The 21,304-nt window shown below is 40.7% G+C and carries 22 protein-coding genes; 1 reads left to right on the top strand and 21 read right to left on the bottom strand.

Annotation, left to right across the window (positions count from 1 at the left end; genetic code table 11):
• Nucleotides 1–120 precede the first annotated feature (120 nt).
• From M1G05_RS07830 to M1G05_RS07730, 21 genes are all read right to left on the bottom strand, one after another.
• Complete coding sequence (locus tag M1G05_RS07830; protein ID WP_049515998.1) at nt 121–1,209, bottom strand: sensor histidine kinase; 1,089 nt, start codon at nt 1,207–1,209, stop codon at nt 121–123.
• A complete protein-coding gene (locus M1G05_RS07825) occupies nt 1,179–1,865 on the bottom strand; it encodes a response regulator transcription factor (protein ID WP_000323581.1) in 687 nt (228 codons plus the stop codon). The genes M1G05_RS07830 and M1G05_RS07825 overlap by 31 nt, the downstream gene beginning before the upstream one ends.
• Nucleotides 1,866–1,926: 61 nt before the next feature.
• The gene (locus tag M1G05_RS07820; RefSeq protein WP_049516002.1) at nt 1,927–2,646 is read right to left on the bottom strand and encodes a hypothetical protein; all 720 of its coding nucleotides are present in this window, start codon (nt 2,644–2,646) and stop codon (nt 1,927–1,929) included.
• Between the two features lies 1 nt (nt 2,647).
• Nucleotides 2,648–3,433 carry an ABC transporter permease gene (locus tag M1G05_RS07815; RefSeq protein ID WP_049516004.1) on the bottom strand — a complete coding sequence of 262 codons (786 nt, stop codon included), beginning with the start codon at nt 3,431–3,433 and terminating at the stop codon, nt 2,648–2,650.
• 1 nt (nt 3,434) lies between these two features.
• Nucleotides 3,435–4,145 carry an ABC transporter ATP-binding protein gene (locus M1G05_RS07810; RefSeq protein ID WP_020901990.1) on the bottom strand — a complete coding sequence of 237 codons (711 nt, stop codon included), beginning with the start codon at nt 4,143–4,145 and terminating at the stop codon, nt 3,435–3,437.
• A gap of 320 nt (nt 4,146–4,465) precedes the next feature.
• Nucleotides 4,466–5,260, bottom strand: coding sequence for a pyruvate formate-lyase-activating protein (gene pflA / locus M1G05_RS07805; protein WP_020901989.1), 795 nt, complete (start codon nt 5,258–5,260; stop codon nt 4,466–4,468).
• Between the two features lie 125 nt (nt 5,261–5,385).
• A complete protein-coding gene (locus M1G05_RS07800) occupies nt 5,386–6,636 on the bottom strand; it encodes a diaminopimelate decarboxylase (protein WP_247953486.1) in 1,251 nt (416 codons plus the stop codon).
• A gap of 66 nt (nt 6,637–6,702) precedes the next feature.
• A complete protein-coding gene (gene purR, locus M1G05_RS07795) occupies nt 6,703–7,530 on the bottom strand; it encodes a pur operon repressor (RefSeq protein ID WP_247953485.1) in 828 nt (275 codons plus the stop codon).
• A gap of 105 nt (nt 7,531–7,635) precedes the next feature.
• Entirely contained in the window at nt 7,636–8,577 is a 942-nt protein-coding gene (locus M1G05_RS07790) for a 3'-5' exoribonuclease YhaM family protein (protein ID WP_247953484.1), read from the bottom strand.
• Nucleotides 8,567–9,823: a DNA recombination protein RmuC gene (locus tag M1G05_RS07785; RefSeq protein WP_247953483.1), complete on the bottom strand. Its 1,257-nt coding sequence runs from the start codon at nt 9,821–9,823 to the stop codon at nt 8,567–8,569. The genes M1G05_RS07790 and M1G05_RS07785 overlap by 11 nt, the downstream gene beginning before the upstream one ends.
• A gap of 1 nt (nt 9,824) precedes the next feature.
• Complete coding sequence (locus M1G05_RS07780) at nt 9,825–10,487, bottom strand: thiamine diphosphokinase (RefSeq protein ID WP_247953482.1); 663 nt, start codon at nt 10,485–10,487, stop codon at nt 9,825–9,827.
• Nucleotides 10,450–11,106 (bottom strand): ribulose-phosphate 3-epimerase, encoded by a 657-nt coding sequence (rpe, locus tag M1G05_RS07775; protein ID WP_247953481.1) that lies wholly within the window; start codon nt 11,104–11,106, stop codon nt 10,450–10,452. The genes M1G05_RS07780 and rpe overlap by 38 nt, the downstream gene beginning before the upstream one ends.
• A 10-nt stretch (nt 11,107–11,116) precedes the next feature.
• Nucleotides 11,117–11,995 (bottom strand): ribosome small subunit-dependent GTPase A, encoded by an 879-nt coding sequence (rsgA, locus tag M1G05_RS07770; RefSeq protein ID WP_247953527.1) that lies wholly within the window; start codon nt 11,993–11,995, stop codon nt 11,117–11,119.
• A 1-nt stretch (nt 11,996) separates the two neighbouring features.
• Nucleotides 11,997–12,869: a 16S rRNA (adenine(1518)-N(6)/adenine(1519)-N(6))-dimethyltransferase RsmA gene (gene rsmA / locus M1G05_RS07765; protein ID WP_247953480.1), complete on the bottom strand. Its 873-nt coding sequence runs from the start codon at nt 12,867–12,869 to the stop codon at nt 11,997–11,999.
• 130 nt (nt 12,870–12,999) lie between these two features.
• Nucleotides 13,000–13,308: a hypothetical protein gene (locus M1G05_RS07760; RefSeq protein ID WP_000333261.1), complete on the bottom strand. Its 309-nt coding sequence runs from the start codon at nt 13,306–13,308 to the stop codon at nt 13,000–13,002.
• A complete protein-coding gene (locus tag M1G05_RS07755; RefSeq protein WP_000565529.1) occupies nt 13,301–13,942 on the bottom strand; it encodes an ABC transporter ATP-binding protein in 642 nt (213 codons plus the stop codon). The genes M1G05_RS07760 and M1G05_RS07755 overlap by 8 nt, the downstream gene beginning before the upstream one ends.
• A gap of 1 nt (nt 13,943) precedes the next feature.
• Nucleotides 13,944–15,974: a bacteriocin-associated integral membrane family protein gene (locus tag M1G05_RS07750; RefSeq protein WP_247953479.1), complete on the bottom strand. Its 2,031-nt coding sequence runs from the start codon at nt 15,972–15,974 to the stop codon at nt 13,944–13,946.
• Nucleotides 15,975–16,050: 76 nt separating this feature from the next.
• Nucleotides 16,051–16,347 (bottom strand): lactococcin 972 family bacteriocin, encoded by a 297-nt coding sequence (locus tag M1G05_RS07745; protein ID WP_000815396.1) that lies wholly within the window; start codon nt 16,345–16,347, stop codon nt 16,051–16,053.
• 446 nt (nt 16,348–16,793) lie between these two features.
• Nucleotides 16,794–17,705 carry a helix-turn-helix domain-containing protein gene (locus M1G05_RS07740; protein ID WP_000904842.1) on the bottom strand — a complete coding sequence of 304 codons (912 nt, stop codon included), beginning with the start codon at nt 17,703–17,705 and terminating at the stop codon, nt 16,794–16,796.
• 71 nt (nt 17,706–17,776) lie between these two features.
• Complete coding sequence (rnmV, locus tag M1G05_RS07735; RefSeq protein ID WP_049543702.1) at nt 17,777–18,337, bottom strand: ribonuclease M5; 561 nt, start codon at nt 18,335–18,337, stop codon at nt 17,777–17,779.
• Nucleotides 18,337–19,110 carry a TatD family hydrolase gene (locus M1G05_RS07730; RefSeq protein WP_247953478.1) on the bottom strand — a complete coding sequence of 258 codons (774 nt, stop codon included), beginning with the start codon at nt 19,108–19,110 and terminating at the stop codon, nt 18,337–18,339. The genes rnmV and M1G05_RS07730 overlap by 1 nt, the downstream gene beginning before the upstream one ends.
• 157 nt (nt 19,111–19,267) lie before the next feature.
• On the opposite strand from M1G05_RS07730, the gene M1G05_RS07725 reads away from it, so the two are divergent.
• Complete coding sequence (locus M1G05_RS07725; protein WP_247953477.1) at nt 19,268–21,112, top strand: APC family permease; 1,845 nt, start codon at nt 19,268–19,270, stop codon at nt 21,110–21,112.
• Nucleotides 21,113–21,304: the final 192 nt, after the last annotated feature.

The raw sequence follows: 21,304 nt of genomic DNA, 5'->3' as shown, positions 1-21,304 counted from the left end.
AACTAGATATCATCATTCGTTTTTATTATCTACCGTTACATCTTATACTAGTCGAAAAAGTTAAATAGTTTAAAAGCTCACATATAAAAACTATTCAATCATAAATTAACAAGTAAATCACTATGATTTAATACAATTCACAGTTATTAAAACTTCTGCTCCCTCGTCTCTATTTCTAAGCTCAACTCGGCCTTTGTGTAGTTTTGCAACTCTACATACAAAACTTAGTCCAATACCATAATGTTGCTCTTTATACGATCTAGCTTTATCCATACGATAAAAGAGCTTTCCAAAATTAGTTAAAACTTCCTCTGGAAATTCCGAACCATTATTCCATATACCTATTTTCAATTCCTTCCCCTCTTGCTCTACTCTAATTTTAATTTTAGGATTCTGTTTATCAGCGTATTCCAAAGCATTTGTTAAAATATTTTGTATGGCACGAATCAGAAGAGATTGATTTATATAATAGTTTTCAGTTCCTTTCACATTTTGTTCAAAAGAAAACTTCATCTGATTTTTTATCAAAAAAGAGACTTCTTTCTCTAATTCATTGATAAAATCTGAAGAGGAATACTCCGTCCAACCTGTCTCATCATCATAATAGGTTTTAGAATAGTGAATCAATTGATTGAAATAATCTAGTAACTGTTGACTAGCTCTTTCTATATCTGCTAAGCATTCTTGAGATTGGTCGTTTTCAGTTATCGTCTGCAAAAATTCCACATTTCCCCTAATAATGGTTAAGGGAGTTTTTAAATCATGAGAAGCTGCTGAAACCTGAAACATCAAATCTTCCTTCTGCTGTTTCTCATTAACTATTAATTGTCGAATTCTATCTTGCATCACAATAATCCGATTTCCTGTCTCGCGAAATTCTTTAACCGTTAAACTTTCTGTACATTCCTTCTTCAACCACATACTATTTTCATAAATCAAAGTCATTTCATAACTCAGTTTTTTCAACAATTTTCCAATGTGATAACTTATTAGAACAATCAATAAAACACAAATATATATCCATGATGACACATTAAAAAAGATTGATAGAACACCACTATTGTTTAAAGTTTTCCCATCTTCATTTATTTGTATAGATACTGAAGCTAAGGGAATAAGATAGGCCATTAGTAAGCCAAGACTAAACTGCCAAATAATTCTCCAACAGGTTTCTCGAATTAATTGTCTAAAACTTTTGATTCTACCCATTGATATCCTCCACCGTATAAGGTTTTAATTGGATTTAATTGATAAGGTTTCAACTTTTGACGAATTTGATAAATGTACTCTGAAACCGAACGTAAGAGCGCTTCTGAACTTTGTGGATATAGATAATTATAAATTTCCTCAATAGAATATATTTTACTTGGGTTGCTTGCCAAAAGATTCACTATGTCAAATTCCCTCCTTGTCAGAGCAATCTTATCATCGTTTACAAATAGTTCCTTACTATCCGTATATAGTATAAGCTTCCCAATCTTTATTTGATGAACATTTCCTTTAATCCGTTCTTCACGACGTAAGTGCATTTTAACACGTGCTAACAATTCTTGCATACTAAAGGGCTTCATAATATAATCATCAGCACCTGCATTAATTCCAGCTACTAAATCTTCATCCATATCCTTAGCAGTTATAAAACAGATAGGAACAGTTATCTGTTCGCGAATCATCTGACAGATCTCTAAACCACTAACAGGCATCATAATATCTAATAGAATCAAGTCAAAGCCTGTAAAATCACAAAGATCAATCTCTTCTATCTTATTTCGTATGACTACTTCATATTTTTCATATTCTAGTACTTTTTTTATTAGGCGAAGAATAGCGAGATCATCATCTACCACCAAAATTTTATAAGCCATAACTCACCCTCCTAACTATATTATAGCACTAACCAAGAAAAAGACAGGACATCCCCTGTCTTTAGCGTACATTTCTTCCTATAAGTATCAATGTAGCAAATAGAAAAACAATTAATAACCAAACTATTTGTATCCCTAAGCCTTGCCACACTGGATAATAAAGCGACAAGGGATGGGTATAAAAACAATTCATACTAGCTAGTAATGGTAAATTTCTAAAAAAAGAACTGAATTGTAGTAACATTTGTCCCAACCCCAATAAAAGGGATAAACTGATTCCCAAAATTAAGATAAAAGACTGGGAAATAAATACAAAAATACCACTTAAAAGAGAGAAGGTTAGAATAGAAATACATGCTGGAAATAGGATTGTCAGAACATGTTTAATATTACTCAAAAGATTGATATTGTAGTATCCTTGGGCGATTAGTATACATAATGATATTACAGCGACCAATAATACAATTTCCACACATAATACAATAGCTAGTTTACAGATTATAAATTTCAAACGATTTGGACATGTAAGAAAACTGGTACGAAGGCTAGAACCTGTAAATTCTTGACCTATAAATAGAACCGCTAGACTAACGAAACCTGCCTGTCCTAAATAGAGACTTTGCAGTAGCTGTTCCAAAACAAACTGTAGAGTCAACTGGTCTGGCTTACTATTTAAAAAAACAACCATCGCCGGAATACACAGTAATAGAGCACCTATAATCAACCAGTGCCAAGGATTCATAATAAACTTGAGATACTCACTTTTAAGTTGTTCTTTCAACTTATTCACCTCCTCCAATATCTGACTTAAGTAATCGGTAGATTGCTAAAGCCAAGAATGAGAAGTTCCAACAAAGTAAAAATAAAATATGTTGTAAACTATTATGTTCTAAAATTTGAGGAGATGTAGCAATCAATCCTTGCCCCAATGCAACTGGAAGAAATTTTGCAGCCGATATATAGTTTGCTAAGAATGTTCCTAAATTGTAGACTTGAGGAAGCAAAAATAATAGAGGAACAATGGCTGTTTTAAATGTCAAAGCCATAATATAGGCCAGCAGTCCCAACAAAGTCCAAGCTATACTGGCTAAAAATATATAGAACCAAACTGTTCCATTTAGTAAAAAAAGCAATAAGCCATCTTGTCCTAAAACATAATGTGTCATGTTAATTGTCAAGAATATTGATAGAAAGGAAATGATAAAAGAAAATATAAGCCAAACTAATGTTTTTGAAACTAGGAAAGTACTTCGATTTGTAACAGAGAGGAGGCTTGTACGAATAGCCAAGCCTTTGTATTCCTCGGCTCCGTAAATTGAGCCTAGGATAATCATAATAAAAACACCAAATAAAGTGACATCAAAACCTAAAAATTCAATAGGAGGTAAGGCCTCTGCTAAATCTGGATTTGTCTCTGGTGTAGCATGGATACCAACTGAAACAATTTGAGAAGCACCAATATTTGCTAAAAACGTTTGAAATACCAGTATCAAGAATAGTACAACATGAGTAGCTCTATTATAAAGTAATTTCAATATTTCAGAATGAAGAGAGTAAATAAGTGCCATGTCACTTCCCTCCCTCTGTTAAACTAAAGAAGACTTCCTCTAGTGAAGAAAGATTTTTCATCACTTCTTGTAAAGTCCCTTTTATAAGAACTTTTCCTTTATTTATGATAACTACATCATCTGTTACTGCTTCCACTTCCGATAATATATGAGATGACAGTAAGACGGTCTTCCCTTCTTGAGCTTGTTTTTTTATAAACTCTCTAAACCACCGAATTCCTCTTGGATCCAACCCATTAGTCGGTTCATCCAATATCAGATATTGAGGATTTCCTAATAGAGCTGTTGCAATTCCCAAGCGTTGTCCTTCTCCTAATGATAATTTCCCAATTTTAGATTTTTTCTTATGACTAATATCCACCATATCCAAGACTTGTTCAATTCGCTGACTGGATATCCCATTACTAGCAGCAACAATTTTCAAATGTTGATAAACAGTCCGATCATCAGGAGCTCCTACACTGTCAAATGAAGCTCCTACAGTCTTTAGAGGAAATTTTAATTCCTTATAAGTTTGATCTCCAATTTTGGTAAGACCAGATGTTGCTTTGTCTAATCCTAATAAAATACGTAAGGTTGAACTTTTACCAGCTCCATTTGGACCCAGGAAAGCAGTCACTTTACCTGCTTTTGCTTCAAAAGAAATATCTTTTAAAATTTGAGTTTGGCCATACGACTTACATAAATTTTTAATGGTAATACTTTGTTCCATAGATGTTCTCCTATTCTATTTAATATTTCTAAAAGTAACTATATCTTATACACTCATTTTCGGATTTTTTTCAGAATTTAGAGAGTAAAAAAGATTTAATACTCAATGAAAATCAAAGAGCAAACTAGGAAGCTAGCCGCAGGCTGCTCAAAACACGGTTTTGAGGTTGTAGATAAGACTGACGAAGTCAGTCACATATATACGACAAAGCGACGCTGACGTGGTTTGAAGAGATTTTCGAAGAGTATAAAATTTTGTTTCATTTAATTATCTATATTTGTGTAAATTTAAAAGCCCGATGTTTCCATCAGGCTTCTTTTTTATCCATGTACACGTTTCATATAGTCTTGGTAACTTTCGGTATCCATGAGTTTTTTAGCGTTCTTAACGCGGTCTGCTGTTGGTGGTTTGACTCCTTCGAGGGAATATGGAATTCCCAATTCACGCCATTTGAATTCACCCATGGTGTGATAAGGTAGAATTTCAAACTTATCCACATTTTTGAGGGTCTTGACGAATTTCCCAAGTTCAATCAGGTCATCGTCTCTGTCTGTCAATCCTGGAACTAGCACGTGGCGAATCCAGACAGGTTTTCCAATATCTGATAGATATTGGGCACAGGCCAAGATATTTTTATTGGTTTGGCTAGTGACAATCTTGTGCTGTTCTTCGTTGATTTCCTTGATATCCAAGAGGACCAAGTCAGTGACAGCCATGAGTTTGTCAAACTTCTCAAGGTAACGTGGTTTATTACGGAAAGGAAGGGCACAGGTATCCAAGGTACAGTGGATTCCGTGTTCTTTGGCCTTGGTAAAAAGGGCAATCAAGAAATCAATCTGCAAGAGGGCTTCTCCTCCACTGACTGTAATCCCACCCTTATTCCCCCAGAAACCACGGTAGCGCAAGGCCTCTGTCAAGACATCATCTACCGTCCGTTCACGTGACTTATTGGACTCCATAGCCCAAGTATCCGGGTTATGGCAATACTGGCAACGCATGTGACAGCCCTGCAAAAAGACAATAAAGCGAATACCAGGGCCATCTACCGCCCCAAAACTTTCTGTCGAATGCACCATTCCTGTCACTTGTCCATAATCAATTGTTTCTTCAGACATATCGTTACCTTCCTTGAAAACGTTTTATAGTTTTATTATATCACGACTTGAAGGAAAAACAAGATTTTTGCCTATTTTTTAGAAAGCAATCTGTTTTTCAATTTCATTTTCAATTACTTATCATTTTATTCTTCAAAATCAAAGCCATACAAGGTTGCAAAGTAGTCCTCAGGGCGCTCTGCACGGCGGATTTGACGGGCTTTGCCTTCTTCAGTATATAGGATTTCCGCAGAACGAAGTTTGGCATTGTACTGGTAGCCCATTGAAAAACCGTGGGCACCTGTATCATGAATTACCAGCAAATCACCGATTTCTGTATGAGGCAGTTCGCGATTCACTGCAAATTTATCATTGTTTTCACAGAGCGAACCAACCACATCTACCACTTCAGCTGGTCCATCTGGATGGGTCAGGTTAGTAATATGATGGTAGGCTCCATACATAGCTGGACGCATGAGGTTGACTGCTGATGCATCCACACCTAGATAGGTACGGTAGGTTTCCTTCTTATGAGTGACTCTTGTGACCAAGGCACCGTGAGGTGCCAACATAAAACGACCCAATTCGGTGAAAATCTTGACCTGACCAAGACCTGCTGGCGTAAGGACCTCTTCATACACCTTACGAACTCCCTCACCAATCAAGGCAATATCATTTGGCTCCTGGTCTGGACGATAGTTGACACCAATACCGCCAGAAAGATTGATAAAGTCTAGCGAAATGCCCAACCTTTCCTTGATTTCAACAGCCAATTCAAAAAGTTGACGAGCCAACTCTGGATAATAGAGATGGGTCACGGTATTGGACGCTAGGAAGGAGTGAATCCCAAAAGTCTTGGCTCCTTTTTCCTTCAAGATGGCAAAAGCTTCAAAGAGCTGGTCCTTGGTCATACCAAACTTGGCTTCTCCAGGATTATCCATAATGTCTGTCCCCAGTTCAAAAACGCCTCCAGGATTGTAACGACATGAGATGATTTCTGGAATGCCTGCTGCTCGCTCCAGATGTTCAATATCTTCAAAGGCATCCAAGTTAATGGTCGCACCCAATTCACGCGCATAGGCATATTCCTTATCTGGCGTATTGTTTGAAGAGAACATGATCTCAGAACCTGGAAAATCCAGTTTATGGCTCATCAAAAGCTCCACATAACTAGAGCAGTCCACACCGCAACCTTCCTCTTGGAGAATTTTCAAAATAGCTGGAGTTGGAGTAGCCTTTACTGCAAAATATTCCTTAAAGCCCTTGTTCCACGAAAAGGCTTGGTTGACAGCTCTTGCCTTCTCACGAATCCCCTTCTCATCATACAAGTGAAAGGGTGTTGGGAACTCAGCAACAATCGCTTCCAAGTCTTCTCTATTGATAAATGGTGTTTTCATAAGTTTCCTTCTATTCTATCTGCAAAGAAAGGCTGGGACAATCGTTCCAACCTTTAGTTCTATCTCTTATTTATCTTCGTCAAAGATATTGCCAACTTCAACATCGATGGCTTGGTTCTTGACATCAATATTGGTTACCTTCAAGAGTGACTTGTAGTCAAACTGCTTTTCACGTTCTTCTTGGGCATTGTCCGCAAAGACCGCTACACCTGCCAATTCTGAATCAAACTCACGCAAGAGACTGATCATCCCGTTGACAGTTCCTCCGCCTTTCAAGAAGTCATCCACAATCAAGACACGGCTGCCTGCCTTGAGACTACGTTTTGAAAGGAACATTTTCTCGATACGGTCACCACTTGAACCGGATACATAGTTGACGCTGACAGTTGAACCTTCGGTAATTTTCAGGTCACGGCGTACAATGACAAAAGGAACATTGAGGACATTGGCAACTGCATTTGCAAGTGGAACACCCTTAGTCGCTACTGTCATAACCGCGTCAATTTTTTGGTCCATAAAGCTCTTGGCAATAATGCGACCAATATTTTTCAAGATAGCTGGTGTGCTAAGCAAATCAGACAGGTAGATATAGCCACCTGGTAAGATACGGTCACTTTCTGACAACTTGGCACGCAAGTCCTCAACCATTTCCTTGGCATCATAGCTTGAGATTGATGGTGTGAAAATGACACCACCACCAGCACCAGTTACTGTCTGGATATGGCCAATTTCGATTTCCTCAAAGGCGCGTTTGATAATCACGATATCCTCTGAGATGGATGATTTAGCGGATTCATACTTTTCAGCAAAAGTATTGAGACTAGTTAGTTTATAAGGATTATTAATCAAATAGTTGGAAATGACAACCATCCGATCACTTCTTCTTAATTTCATTTCTATTTCCCATTTCATTTAATTTTGATATTTTATCCATTATACCATATTCACATAAAAAAACGAACATTCTTGTTCTAAAAAATGCTCATTTTTCTTAAATTATTAATCTAAATCTGGTTTATAGAAGAAACGATTGTCCATAGCGAAGATTTTATTGGTCATCTCTCCCTTATCCACCAAAGCAAGAGCTGTTGACATCATCATCATGCTTGCATCCAGATTGTCAATCATATGGATAATCTCTGCTTCCATAATGCGTGGACGTACTGGGCTTCCATATTCAAGTAGGCCGTGGTGACTGAGGATGACGTGACGAAGCAGAACGACTTCTTCCTTGGTATCATCGATGCCGAGTTCCATCACTGTCTTGGTAATTTCACTATCAATCAGAGCGATATGTCCAAGGAGATTGCCTCGCACTGTATACTCCGTCTGGTCTGGTCCCGTCAACTCGATAACTTTAGCCAAGTCATGTAGCATAATTCCTGCATAGAGCAGGCTCTTATTGAGCTGAGGATAGACTTCGCTAATAGCATCCGCCAAACGCACCATGGTCGCCGTATGATAGGCCAATCCCGTTTCAAAGGCATGGTGGTTGGTCTTGGCAGCTGGATAGGAGTAAAATTCCTTATCATACTTGGTGTAGAGCTTTCGGACAATTCGTTGCCAAACAGGATTTTCAATTTTAAAAATCATTTGCGCCATGTAGTCACGGATTTCCTTGACATCAACTGGCGACTTAACCTTGAAATCAGCTGGATCATTGGGTTCACCAGATTGAGGCAAGCGCAAGGTAATTTGATTGACCTGTGGAGTGTTGTTATAAACTTCTCGGCGCCCTTTCATGTGAACAACCTTACCTGCGGTAAAGGCCTCAACATTATGAGGTTGGGCATCCCAGAGCTTCCCTTCAATCTCGCCACTATCATCTTGGAAGGTAAAGGCTAGGTAGTTTTTCCCAGCGCGAGTTTGTCTCAGGTCAGCTGACTTGATTAGGTAAAAGCCTTCAAACAGCTCATCTTTTTTCATGTGACTAATCTTCATATTCTTCCTCATCTTCTTGGAAATGGAGTAAATCAAGCGCAGGCTCACCTTCTGATAACTCAATGTGACGGAGCGTCCGCTCGATAGCTGTGGTACGACGGTTTAATAATTCATCAATATTGCCAGAGGCATGTTGGAGGTGTTTTTGTGCCTTGACCAGAATGCCACCAAACTTACCAAACTCGGTCTTGACGCTAGCAAGGGTCTTACTGATATGGTCAGCACTCTTTTGGATATTGAGGGTTTTGAAGCCAACTGATAGGGAATTGAGGAGGGCTGATAGGGTACTTGGACCTGCGACAATAATCTGCTCCTCCCGTCTCAAATCATCAAAGAAGACAGGATTGCGGACGATTTCTGAGTAGAGACCTTCTGTTGGAACAAACAAAACTCCAAAATTGGTCGTCCGAGGTGGTGCTATGTACTTGCTCTTAATATCCTTGGCAAATCGTTTGACGCTTGTTAAGAGTGACTTACGACAGCGTTCGATTTCGTCCTTGTCACCTGCTTCATAGGCTTCTTCTAGGCGGTAATAATCCGCCAATGGAAACTTGGAGTCAATCGGCAAATAGACATATTCCTGGTCACCCTGTCCAGGCAACTTGATAGCGTACTCCACTCGTTCACTGGAGTTTTCAACCGTTGCGTATTCTCGTTCATACTGGGCAGGGGTCATAATGTCTTCGATGATTTGCCCCAGTTGCAATTCACCCAGAATTCCTCGCGTCTTAGTTCCAGAGAGAACCTTGTTGAGAGCCCCGACATCACGGGCAACTGTCTGCATTTCTCCAAGGCCACGATTGACCGACTCCAGTTGCTTAGAAACTGTCTCAAAGGAAGCCTGCAAGCGTGTCTGTAAGGTCTTTTCTAACTTTTCCTCGACCGTCTGACGCATTTGTTCCAAACGTTGCTCATTTGATTCCTGAAAGGCTTGAAGGCGTTGGTCAGTCTTGTCTCTAGTTTGCAAGAGATTATCTGTCATTTCTTGACGAACCTGAGTCAGACCTTGGTGCAATTCTATTCTCACTTCTTGCAAACGGTCGCTGACAGCTACTTCCAAGTCTTTTTGATCTAACTGACTGGCTTGTCTGGCTTGTTCAAAGCGATAATCTAACTGGTCTGACAAGTGATCTGCCTGATCCTCCAAGCTCTTGCTGAGATGTTTTTCCTGCTTATCCTGCCTTTGCCAAATCAGAAAGAGTCCAGCTAGGTTGGCAATCAATAATAGAACAAGTAAACTTTCCATCCTACCTCCTGTCCTTGCTATGCAGCACGACCACATAGCCATCTGGGCAAGTCACCGAAACTTCCCTATCTATATATTCGTTAGAAGCGTACACTTTTTTAAAGAAAAAATTTTCCTCTGTCAACTCATACTTGGCACCGAGAATGGTCAGATGACTATCCCGAACTGGTATAAAGGCTAGATAGTCATAGTCTGAGCGGGGTTCTAGCTGACTGGTCCCTTCTGGACAATAGGCAATCAAGTTTTGCCCATCCTCAATTTCTATCTGGCGCATATAAGGCGCCAACTTGGGGTTGCTAGGAAGAAAGACGTTAGCCAGCATATGGTCAATACGACCACCCAAAGCACCGAAAATAGTGACCTGAGCCTGAGGATTTTGCTCAAAGATGGTTAAGAGAGCCAATTCCAAATCGGTATCATCTTTTTCTGGTCGGGCTTGGACAAAATGCTGGGCACGTTTTTGAATCACCTGTCGCTCTTCTTCCGTCACAGAATCAAAATCTCCAACCGCTAGAGCAAGAAGTAGGTTTTCCTCCAAGACCCAGAGCGAGCCTCGATCCACACCGACAAAACTATCAAAGTCCGTCCGATAATGACCGCGGTCTCCTCCTGCAAAAACGGCAACCCTAGTCCAGTTGTTTTCTGAGAGTTTGTACTCGCTCATTGACATCTCCCTTAAAGACATAGGAACCTGCTACAAAAACTGTCGCACCAGCTTCTTTGGCTAGAGCAATAGTTTGGTCATCAATCCCGCCATCCACTTCGATTTCAAAGTTCAAGCCTTTTTCATCACGAAGAGCAACCAACTCACGAACCTTATCCATGGTTTCTGGCAGAAAAGCTTGACCACCAAATCCAGGGTTAACCGTCATGACTAAGACTTGGTCAACTAGATGAAGGACGTGCTTGATGGCTTCAACTGGTGTGCCAGGATTGATAACGACTGAAGGCTTAACTCCGAGTGAACGAATTTTTTGGAGGGCGCCATGAATATGAGGCGTTGCTTCCGCATGTATGCTGATGATATCGGCACCTGCACGCGCAAAGTCTTCTAAATGATGCTCTGGATTAGCTACCATCAAGTGGCAGTCAAAGACCATCTTGCTATGAGGGCGAAGAGCTTCGACCACACCTGCACCAAAACTGATTTGTGGCACAAAGTGCCCATCCATGATATCGATATGGGCATATTCTGCACCAGTTGCTTCTAGACGTTTGATTTCACGTTCAAAGTTGGCATAATCTGCTGCCAGAATTGACGGAGCAATCTTGTATTGAGACATAGGTTTCTCCTTATTTTGGAATTTTTTTGCTGACTTTTTTATAGGTTTCTCTGCGATTTTCAATCTCACTGAGGAATTGCAGGTAGTTGTCAAAACGGAAGGTGGCAATGGCACCCTCTTCTACTGCCGGCTTGACTGCGCAAGACGGCTCATGGGTATGGGTACAAGTGCGGAATTTGCAGTTTCGGCTGACACTAGCAATCTCTGGAAAGGCCTGATTGAGGTCTTCCGCCGTTGATACTTCATAATCCAATGATGAAAAACCTGGTGTGTCTGCGATTTTACCTCCATTGAGATTATAAAAACTAACTGCTCGAGTAGTGTGGCGCCCGCGACCCAGACTGTCTGAAATTTCTCCTGTTTCAAGATTGAGGTCTGGTGCGATTTTATTGAGAAGAGTTGACTTCCCAACACCTGTCTGCCCCATAAAGACTGTAACCTTGCCTGTTAACAAAGGAAGGAGTCCCTCTTTACTGGTCACAAAGTCGTAGCCGATATCACCATAAGTCTGTTCATAAAAATCCAGTTCTCCTCTATCTTCCAACAAATCCATTTTGGAAATATAGACGATGGGATGAATACCCTTGTGTTCCAAAAGAACCAAGAAGCGATCCAGCAAATTGCTGTTAAAATCAGGTTCCTTGACAGACATGATCACCACAGCTTGGTCAATATTGACAATGGGCGGACGGACCAGACTGTTTTTCCGTTCATGAATCTTGAGAATATAACCTTCTGAATTTTCCTCGGCAGAGAAATCTACCCAGTCCCCAACGTAAGGGGTATGGCCTTTTTTACGGAAATTCCCACGCGCCCGTGTTTGATAAACCTTGCCCTCACTCTCTACATAGTAGAACCCAGCCAAGGCTTTAATGATTTGTCCCTGCATCTTAGAGTCCTTGTCCTTTAAGCGCATCTGCTAGACTAGCAAATTCTTCCAAGCTAAGAGCCTCCCCACGCACACTTGGTGACAAGCTTGCTTGGTCCAAAGCCTTGGTCAGCTTATCCTTGATTTCTTCGGTCTTGCCAAAGTAGCCTGTTAAGTTGTTCCACAAGGTCTTGCGACGATGGGTGAAACTAGCCTTGGAAACCTTAAAGAAGAAGTTCTCATCTTTCACTGCTACAGCCGGCTCTGGACGGCGCACCATTTTCAGAATAGCTGAGTCCACGTTTGGCGCTGGCACAAAGACCGTACGAGGCACGATAAAGGCAACTTTGGCTGTCATGTAATACTGCACCGCAATCGACAAGCTACCATAAGCCTTGGTATTCGGCTGGGCTGAAATGCGGTCCGCCACTTCTTTCTGCATCATAACCACAAACTCACTAAAAGGAATCCCACTCTCAATCAAGTGCATGAGAATAGGCGTCGTGATGTAGTAAGGCAAGTTGGCTACTACCTTGATTGGCAGGTCAGGATTTTTGAAATTCTGGATATGTTGGGCCAAATCGACCTTGAGAATGTCCTCGTTGACTACGGTCACATTATCAAAATCACGCAGGGTATCTGCCAAAATTGGTACTAAACGGTGGTCAATCTCAAAGGCCATGACTTCTGCCGCACGCTCAGCCAGAAACTCCGTCAAGGCACCAATCCCTGGCCCAATTTCGATAACATTGACCTGGTCATCAATCTCAGCCGTATCCACGATTTTTTGAAGAATATTGGTATCCGTCAAGAAATTTTGCCCGAAGGACTTTTTAAAGGTAAAACCGTGACGCTCCAGCACTGCCTTGGTCACGCTATAATCTGCAATTCTCATCTATTCTCTTTTCTATTATCTGTTACTACTATTGTAACACATTCCCCTTGTATTTTGGGGGTGAAAATCATACCAAAAAACTATCTTCTCTCATGAAGAAAGATAGTCTTGAAAATCTTTAAAGGTGGACTTAGCGGTTCTCTCGAAACATCCGTTCGAAAAAATCAGCTTCTTTATAACTTCGATTTTCAGGTAGGGTCAAATCTACATCCTCCTCCACGTCGTCCACTGTCAGTTCAACCGTTTGAGGTAAATTTTTCAAACGATAATGCTTTTGCCTTTGCCCTTCAATACTAGCAAAATCAAGCAAATAGCCATTCACTCGGATTTGAACCAAAAGGAGATGATTGGTCATATTTTCCATGATGAGAATATCTTCTAAACCACCTCTGGCACTAGGATAATCAGATACCCTGCGAATACGGATTTTTTCACACATGAGCAAGCTCCCTCATATCAATGATTTCATCGGCCTTATTCCAGACTAGGGGATTATGGGTCGCAATGATGATCATTCGATTTTCATCTTTCAAGCCCACCAAGAGATTCATAACCTCCTCTGAATTTTCAGGATCAAGAGCTGCTGTTGGTTCATCTGCCAAAATCAAGGGTGGATTTTTCAAAATAGTCTTCGCAAGGGCAACTCGTTGAGCCTCTCCCCCAGATAAGGTATAAATTTTTTGTTCTAGATCCAAATACCCTAGATTAACTTTTTCTAAAGCCTCCACTTGCCTTTCCAAACGTTCTACTTTTGAGATTTTCTGACCAACAAAGCCCAAATCCAAATTCTCTTTGATTGATTGGTTTTCTAAGAGGCCAAAATTTTGAAAGAGATAGCCCATCTGGTCTCGAAAATACTCACGAGTGGGAATGGTTTTTAAATCTTTCCCCTGATAGAGAACCCTTCCTCCATCTATCTTTTCTAGTTTACCTAAGATATTCAGCAGAGTCGTCTTTCCGCTTCCACTCTTACCGATTAAGGCATAAACCTTGCCCTTCTCCAGCTTGAGGTTTAAACCAGAGAAAATCGCGCGGTCATTAAACTTCTTTTCCAATCCTTGAATATCAATCATCTTATTTTCCTTTCAATACTGCCATGCTACCAGCTTCTTCTTTTTTATCCTGTCTAACTAAAATCAACAGAGCGTTAAGCGTAAACAAAGCTACAACTAGAGCGCTAATCAAGCTATCTCCTGTCAAAACACTAGATAGGATTAGCCCAAGTAAGAGAACTCCTCCTTGCGCCAGTAAGTACTTGCCATGAAGCTCATAGATTGTCATACCAGAAAGACGTTTAATCATGATCTCCCGTCTAAACTGCTCAAAATAGAGAAGATTCATGGAATCAAATAACAAGATAGCCGTAGATAGAGTCAAAATAGTCCCAATAAGGAGAGAGTAGAACTCCATCCGTTTGTCATTTAGTACCTTGGCAAAAAATAGCTGGCTTTTTACCAAATAAGAGACCTTGTGATACAGACCTTGCTCTTTTAGAGCTGTGATGCTGTCTTGATATTGATCTAATTTCAAGGCACTATTAGCCGTAGTTCCCCATAACATCCCTGCAACAGGTCTTGTTCCAGTCGCTTGCGGCGTTAAAACTACAATAATCGGATCTTTTAGGTACTGGCGTGTCGTCTTGTACCCATCGTTATAGAGGAAGCGTTCCTGTCCTGTTTCTGTAAAAGCTAGCGTTACCTGTGGGAGGTAGTGTTTCTGACTCGTCACTTCTACACTTTCAGATGAAAAGTTTTGCAGGTAATCTGTAAATAATCCTTGATAGTAGGCAGACTGCTCTCGCAAGCTCTCAGGCAAGATCAGCCCAAACTCTCCCTCAGACAAGTTTTGCATCTTATCCATAAACTCTGAAGAAACGGTAATCTTTTCTTCTATCAGATAGCGCGGTGAGACATAGATGACATTCCCTGACGGTGTGTAGTCATTGAGACGATTGCCATCTAGGTCCACTTCTGCTCCATCTGAGAAATTGTCAACATTGCTCATAATATAAAAAGAGTCTGTATTGGCTAACCGTTCTTCAGTAAATGTCTGCCACTCACGATTATCCTTACGCATTCCTTCTTCATCGGCAAATGCACTAGACCAACCAAAGGATAGACGGTAACGGTCTGAGGACTGGCTCCATTTATCGCTAGCTCTCTCCATTTCCTGCATTTCACGGTAGTGGGGTAGGAGAGCAGTCGCACTCGAGCCGACCACCAGCACGGCCAAGAGTTGCCCCACCATCATCAATGTCATCATACGTTTGAGAGGGAGTTTCCCTTTCAATAGATCCACCAGACTATTTTCTTGTAAACCAAGTAGATACACGATACTTAATAAGGTAGAAATCCCTACCAAGGCCAATCCATAAAGCAAAAGACCAATGATGACCAGTTGTACCGTTGCCATAAACAAGGCACCTTGATACCAGAGAATCCCCAATCCCAAAAGACTGGATACCAGCACTGAGCAGATAAGCTGTCTCACATCTTCTAACACTGGTCTGAGAGCCACCCCAAACAAGCTCTCACCAGCTATTAAGCGAATCCCTGCTTGACGAAGGGACTTGATCCGATAAATCAGGGTCAGACTCATAAAGGTCAGCAGAAAAATAGCTAGACTCAGTAGCCCCATAGGGGTGGCCGCCAATAATAAGACTATCGAAAATGGATCTTCTCCATTCGAAACAAAGCCTTGATAACCAAGTTCTTTCAAGGTGGTCTGTAAACTCACTCCATCCAAACTTCCTGACACAATCAAGTAAGACCCTAATAAATCACTCGTTTCTGAACTCTCCTTGGAGGAAATGGTCAGACCTTCTGGAAGCTCTCCCTCACCATAAGTGGCATAGATAAAGCGTGTTTCTCCAGCTTCATTTAGCTCAACAATCCGACGGGCGATGAGACTATTATGCTCTACCGCCAAGTGACTCAAAGCCTCTGTCACCTCTTCGCGACTAGCTACTGGTTGATTTATCACCATTCCTGTCACATCAACAGAAGGATAGTTACCAAATAAAATCTCTTCTCGATGGTCAACGGAAGTTATCACCATATAAAGCGATACCAATACCATTGAAATCAAAATAAATAAACGTTTCATCATTTCCTCCAAAAAGTTACTTGGTCACTTAGTGAGAAGGTGACCAAGTAAAGCTAAACAATAGGGCTATACCATTCTAAACATTATAGTAGAATGCAACTTTCTCTCCCCAAGAAGTACGAATCCATGCACGAGAAGTCCCTCCAGCACCAGCATATCCCTTATCAGATGAACCAGTTTTTCTACTAACAACTGTTGAGCTATGATATTCTGAAGAGTGATAGTAGTTTGAGTAAGCACCTCCGTCACCTGAACCATACGTCCAGACACCACCATCTGGATACTTAACCGCGGCCGATACTACTGCTACACTTCCACCTAATGTTGCTGCAATGCTCGCTACAAGGGCTAATTTTTTAACTGTTTGTTTCATATTGATACTCCTCTATTTTTTATTTTATCATAAATATTTATTATATATTGTCCATTTTCTATTCAAGTAAAACTAAGTCATGGATCATAGACCTTTTCAAAGCAACACCTCATGGTATCCTCTCCTTATTTTTCTAATTTAGTCTATCAAGTTGTATTTATTATATGTTATGAATAAATTTTTTGAGACTAAGTAGACATAACTAAATTTTATTTAAACCACCAAGTAACTAAATAAAATAAACTAAAAAAGTTCATACTGTAATCTCCTTTCACATTTTTATTAATTATAAATTATTCTTAAATAAACTCAAAGGACATCAATATCCTTAAAATAGAACCATTTCGTGTCATTTTTAGCTTATATATAAAAAACAGTCCTAAAGACGAACTTTAGAACTATTTCAATACTAGAACAAGGACATTTTTGTCACTGATTCACTATGTTTATAAATATTTTTTTAAATCTTCTTGCCATTGTTTCTCCAACATAGTAACTAAATAAGAATTTTCTATTATATCAGCAAATAGCTTCGATTTCTGATAGAACTGTTCGGCAGAAACATAATCATTGTTTATTATTAGAGATAATTTCCACTCCAACATTAATATAATTGGTTTCTTCTGAAAATCTTGTGTTTTTTCCATTATATGATTAAGGCTAAAGATATAAGCTCCGAGTGAATCATAAGACGACAAATTATCCAAACAGGCTAGACCCGAAAACAAAGTGTTACTTAAAGCAAACAGATATTCTGGTGCAATTAATTCTACATGATTTGTCAAACGAACTAAAAACGAATGAATTCTGTTAATTTCTTCAATCTGATTTTGACCTTGTTTTATCTTTGTAAGCACTATAGCAAAATATAAGTTGATAACTTCTAATTCATTTATCAAAAACAATTCCTTATCATAAATTGTTTTAAAATAATCGTCCAGTACGGTTTCCCCATATTCTGGTCGTCCGCTTCGAATAACATCTATCGTTGCTCTAGTAGCTTCAAACCATATTTTTTCCTCATTAGGAAGTTGCTCATAAAATAAATCCTCTATCTCTTCCAAACACGCTTCCTTCTTATCATACTCCTCTTCTTTACCATAGATTGGTTCACGTAAAATTTGGTATTTCAATTCTAAATAAGCAGGAGGAAGAGCTGAAAAATCCGGCATAAGGCTATAAGCTGGAACTCCTAGCCGGCGAGCAATATAGTCTAACTTGGGCAAACTTGGTTGCGAAGCTCCACTTTCAATTCGCGACAGTTGACGAACTGTCAGTTCTTGCTCATCTCCACAAAAATCTGGACGACTAATTCCTTTTTCTATCCGAATCTCTTTAATTTTTTGACCAATTAACATCAGACGCCTCCTCTTCTACCTGCTTCGAAAAATACTGTGAAACTTAAAAAATTGTAACGGCTACATCTTTCCTACTCATAAGATTTCATAGCTTCTTCCACTTCCGCCAAGGTGACCCCAAACAACTCTAGGCGTTTGAGGAGTTGCTTGCCGTTGGAATAGCCGATTCGGAGAGCCTCTCCTAGATATTCTCTGCGCTTACGGCTGTCTGACCCTGCTAGAAAACCAAGGCGAATCAAGTCGCTACGACTGATGTCAAACTGACTCTCATGTTCAAATTGTTCTGTCACCTGAGCTAGAGCCGTTTTCAAATCTTCATAGCTGGCATGCTCAATTCCCAGAGAACGCCCCTTGGTTTTGGACTTGGGAACAGCTTCATCTCGTTTGAGGAAGGCATGCTGAACCGTTGGAATGGCCGTCATGATCATGCGCCGAATCCGCTCCCCATTAAAATCTGGGTCTGTAAAGACAATGACTCCATGACGTTGGTGCAAGCGCTGAATCCGCTCTATATCCTGATCATTGATGGCAGAACCTCGGGTCTCATAGGTCTCTACATCGAAGTAACGTTTGAGATTGGCCGTATCATCGCGCCCTTCGACCACGATAACTTGAGAAATTTTTTCTTTCATTATTTGCTATCCAATCCAAAAATTCGCTCCGCATTTGCAGTTGTTACCGCCGCTAGCTCTTCTGCCGTCATGCCACGCAAGTCAGCGATAAAGTCCACTACATAGCGAGTGTAGGCTGTTTTATTTTCACGACCACGTTTAGGAACAGGAGCCAAGTAGGGAGCATCCGTTTCCACCAAAATCTTGTCCAAAGGTAACTCTTTAGCTGCTTCTTGGATGTCAGTTGCTTTCTTAAAAGTCACCACTCCTGAGAAGGAAATAGTCATGCCAAGCGCGACAAACTTCTCTGCCCACTCAAGCGTCCCTGAAAATGAGTGCATAATCCCACCACGAGGACCAACGCCCTCGCTCTTGATAATCTCATAGGTGTCTTCCAGCGCATCACGGGTATGGACAACAAAAGGCAAATCCAAGTCCTTAGATAGCTGAATTTGACGGCGAAAAACCTGCTCCTGCACCTCTTTTGGCGCTGTCATCCAATGGTAGTCCAAACCAATCTCACCCAAGGCAACTACCTTTGGGTGCTTGAGCTTGTCAAGCAAGTAGGCTTCAATCTCCTCTGTGTAAGTCCCTGCTTCTGTAGGATGCCAACCAATAGTCGCGTAGAGTTGGTCGTACTCATCCACCAACTCCAAAGCACGCTCAATCGTCGGTTTATCAAAACCAACAATATTCATCTGTGTCACACCCATCTCAGCAGCCAAGGTAATTTCTTCTGCCTCACGACCTGCAAATTCTTCTACATTCAAGTGTGTATGTGTATCAAAAATCATCTCTTCTAACCTCGTTTTCTATCTACTATTATAGCAAAAAAACTGACCTCTCTCCTCATCTGTACAAAATATTCTAAAATCCATCGTCGTCTCTTGACGCTATTTTCCCAAAGCAGTATAATAGCACTTATTGAAATTTTCAGAAAAGGAAAATACAATGTTTAGAAAATTAAAATATACCTTTATCGGTCGACCACTCAAGTCTCTCACAGACGGCGAAGGGGGATTGTTAGGAAAAATGCAGGCACTAGCCATGTTGTCAAGTGACGCTCTGTCCTCCATCGCCTATGGGCCTGAGCAAGTAGTCCTCGTCTTGGTTAGTCTCTCTCCTCTAGCTATATGGTGGAGCCTTCCTATCGGCCTCTTTGTCCTCCTGCTCCTAGCTAGCCTGACCGTCTCCTACCGTCAAATCATCCATGCCTACCCTCAAGGAGGAGGGGCATATATGGTTACTCGAGAAAATCTATCTCCCCAACTTGGCTTGATCGCTGGAGGTAGTCTTCTGGTTGACTATATGTTGACCGTAGCGGTATCCGTTGCATCTGGAGCTGACGCTATCACAGCAGCTCTCCCTGCTCTTCACCCTTACAACCTCCACATCTCCATTTTTCTGGTTTGCTTGCTCATGCTCTTGAACTTACGGGGCTTAAAAGAATCTGCCAGTTCACTGATGATTCCTGTCTATCTCTTTATCATCAGTACTGTCTTTCTCTTGCTCTATGGAATCTTTCAACTAGTTACAGGTTCTCTCAGCTATCAGGCAACTTCACCTATTGGGCATGCTGTACCGAGCCTGTCTATCGTTCTCATTCTAAGAGCTTTTACCAGCGGATCTGCCTCTTTGACAGGGGTTGAAGCTATTTCAAATGCCGTTCCCTTTTTCAAGGCTCCAAAAGAAAAGAATGCCGCTCAAACCTTGACCATTATGTCACTGATTTTAGGTTTTCTTTTTGCTGGTATCACCTTCCTAAACTACTGGATGGGGATTATGCCTCAACACGGAGAAACTATTCTTTCACAGATGGCTCAAGGCATCCTTGGTCATTCCTTCTTAGGCCACCTTGGATATTATATCTTCCAATTCTCCACAGCCTTAATTTTGGCCGTAGCTGCAAATACTGGCTTTTCGGCCTTCCCTATGCTGGCTTACAATATGGCTAAAAACAAATACATGCCCCATCTCTTTATGGAAAAAGGAGACCGCCTAGGTTACTCCAATGGCATTTTAACTCTGGCTTTTGGGGCTATAATTCTTCTTCTCATTTTTAATGGCAATACCGAACGCTTGATTCCTCTTTATACTATCGGGGTCTTCGTTCCCTTCGCCCTATCTCAGACTGGGATGATTCGTCATTGGAAAAAGGAAAAAGGAGCAAATTTCTTAAAACCTGCTCTTGCTAATATCATTGGAGCAATCATTTGCTACGCGATTGTACTAATCCTGCTCTTTTTCCGTCTCAGTGATATCTGGCCTTTCTTCCCGATTATTCTCGTACTCACCCTACTCTTCTTGGCAATTCACAGTCATTACCAAAAAGTAGCCCAACAACTGCGACTCTATGAAGGAATCGAAAAACGTACTTACGACGGCAACCTTGTTCTGGTCCTAGTAGGAAATGTCACCCGAGTCAGCGTCGGAGCCATTAACTACGCTCAAAGTATCGGTGACGAAGTCCTAGCCATGCATATTTCTACCAAGGAAACAGCAGAAAAAGACCAAGAAATTCTCCAAGAATTTGCCGATTACTTCCCAACCATTACTCTGAAAAATATCCAGACTAGCTATCGTGACATCATCACCCCTACTGTCAAGTATGTCAAACGGATTTCCGAGGAAGCTCAGAAAAAGAACTATACAGTCACTGTCCTCGTCCCCCAGTTTATCCCTAATAAACCTTGGCAAAATATCCTGCACAATCAGATGAGTCTTAAACTCAAATACGCCCTTCGTTGGCACCAAGACGTCGTTGTCGCTAGCTACTCTTATCACTTAAAAGAATAAAGAAAAGGCCCTACCAGAAGCAAGAAGCTCTGGCAAGGCCTTTTTCTGAATCCAGTCACTATGCTTATACTCAATGAAAATCAAAGAGCAAACTAGGAAGCTAGCCGCAGGCTGCTCAAAGCACTGCTTTGAGGTCGTAGATGAAACTGACGAAGTCAGCTCAAAACACTGTTTTGAGGTTGCAGATAGAAC

Source organism: Streptococcus mitis (assembly GCF_023109515.1).
GTDB classification, from domain to species: domain Bacteria; phylum Bacillota; class Bacilli; order Lactobacillales; family Streptococcaceae; genus Streptococcus; species Streptococcus mitis_CS.
The sequence above is the reverse complement of the archived record's forward strand: the minus strand, read 5'-3'. Positions and strand labels throughout refer to the sequence as shown.

Bases quoted from the DNA above. Each gene is read 5' to 3' on its own strand.
- M1G05_RS07750 (WP_247953479.1), bottom strand. From the start codon at position 15,974: ATGAAACGTTTATTTATTTTGATTTCAATGGTATTGGTATCGCTTTAT.
- M1G05_RS07780 (WP_247953482.1), bottom strand. From the start codon at position 10,487: ATGAGCGAGTACAAACTCTCAGAAAACAACTGGACTAGGGTTGCCGTT.
- M1G05_RS07740 (WP_000904842.1), bottom strand. From the start codon at position 17,705: ATGTTAATTGGTCAAAAAATTAAAGAGATTCGGATAGAAAAAGGAATT.
- M1G05_RS07730 (WP_247953478.1), bottom strand. From the start codon at position 19,110: ATGATTTTTGATACACATACACACTTGAATGTAGAAGAATTTGCAGGT.
- M1G05_RS07790 (WP_247953484.1), bottom strand. From the start codon at position 8,577: ATGAAGATTAGTCACATGAAAAAAGATGAGCTGTTTGAAGGCTTTTAC.
- pflA (WP_020901989.1), bottom strand. From the start codon at position 5,260: ATGTCTGAAGAAACAATTGATTATGGACAAGTGACAGGAATGGTGCAT.
- M1G05_RS07760 (WP_000333261.1), bottom strand. From the start codon at position 13,308: ATGTGTGAAAAAATCCGTATTCGCAGGGTATCTGATTATCCTAGTGCC.
- M1G05_RS07825 (WP_000323581.1), bottom strand. From the start codon at position 1,865: ATGGCTTATAAAATTTTGGTGGTAGATGATGATCTCGCTATTCTTCGC.
- purR (WP_247953485.1), bottom strand. From the start codon at position 7,530: ATGAAATTAAGAAGAAGTGATCGGATGGTTGTCATTTCCAACTATTTG.
- M1G05_RS07830 (WP_049515998.1), bottom strand. From the start codon at position 1,209: ATGGGTAGAATCAAAAGTTTTAGACAATTAATTCGAGAAACCTGTTGG.
- M1G05_RS07755 (WP_000565529.1), bottom strand. From the start codon at position 13,942: ATGATTGATATTCAAGGATTGGAAAAGAAGTTTAATGACCGCGCGATT.
- rnmV (WP_049543702.1), bottom strand. From the start codon at position 18,337: ATGAAAGAAAAAATTTCTCAAGTTATCGTGGTCGAAGGGCGCGATGAT.
- rsgA (WP_247953527.1), bottom strand. From the start codon at position 11,995: ATGCAGGGACAAATCATTAAAGCCTTGGCTGGGTTCTACTATGTAGAG.
- M1G05_RS07745 (WP_000815396.1), bottom strand. From the start codon at position 16,347: ATGAAACAAACAGTTAAAAAATTAGCCCTTGTAGCGAGCATTGCAGCA.
- M1G05_RS07815 (WP_049516004.1), bottom strand. From the start codon at position 3,433: ATGGCACTTATTTACTCTCTTCATTCTGAAATATTGAAATTACTTTAT.
- M1G05_RS07725 (WP_247953477.1), top strand. From the start codon at position 19,268: ATGTTTAGAAAATTAAAATATACCTTTATCGGTCGACCACTCAAGTCT.
- rsmA (WP_247953480.1), bottom strand. From the start codon at position 12,869: ATGAGAATTGCAGATTATAGCGTGACCAAGGCAGTGCTGGAGCGTCAC.
- M1G05_RS07810 (WP_020901990.1), bottom strand. From the start codon at position 4,145: ATGGAACAAAGTATTACCATTAAAAATTTATGTAAGTCGTATGGCCAA.
- M1G05_RS07785 (WP_247953483.1), bottom strand. From the start codon at position 9,823: ATGGAAAGTTTACTTGTTCTATTATTGATTGCCAACCTAGCTGGACTC.
- M1G05_RS07800 (WP_247953486.1), bottom strand. From the start codon at position 6,636: ATGAAAACACCATTTATCAATAGAGAAGACTTGGAAGCGATTGTTGCT.
- rpe (WP_247953481.1), bottom strand. From the start codon at position 11,106: ATGTCTCAATACAAGATTGCTCCGTCAATTCTGGCAGCAGATTATGCC.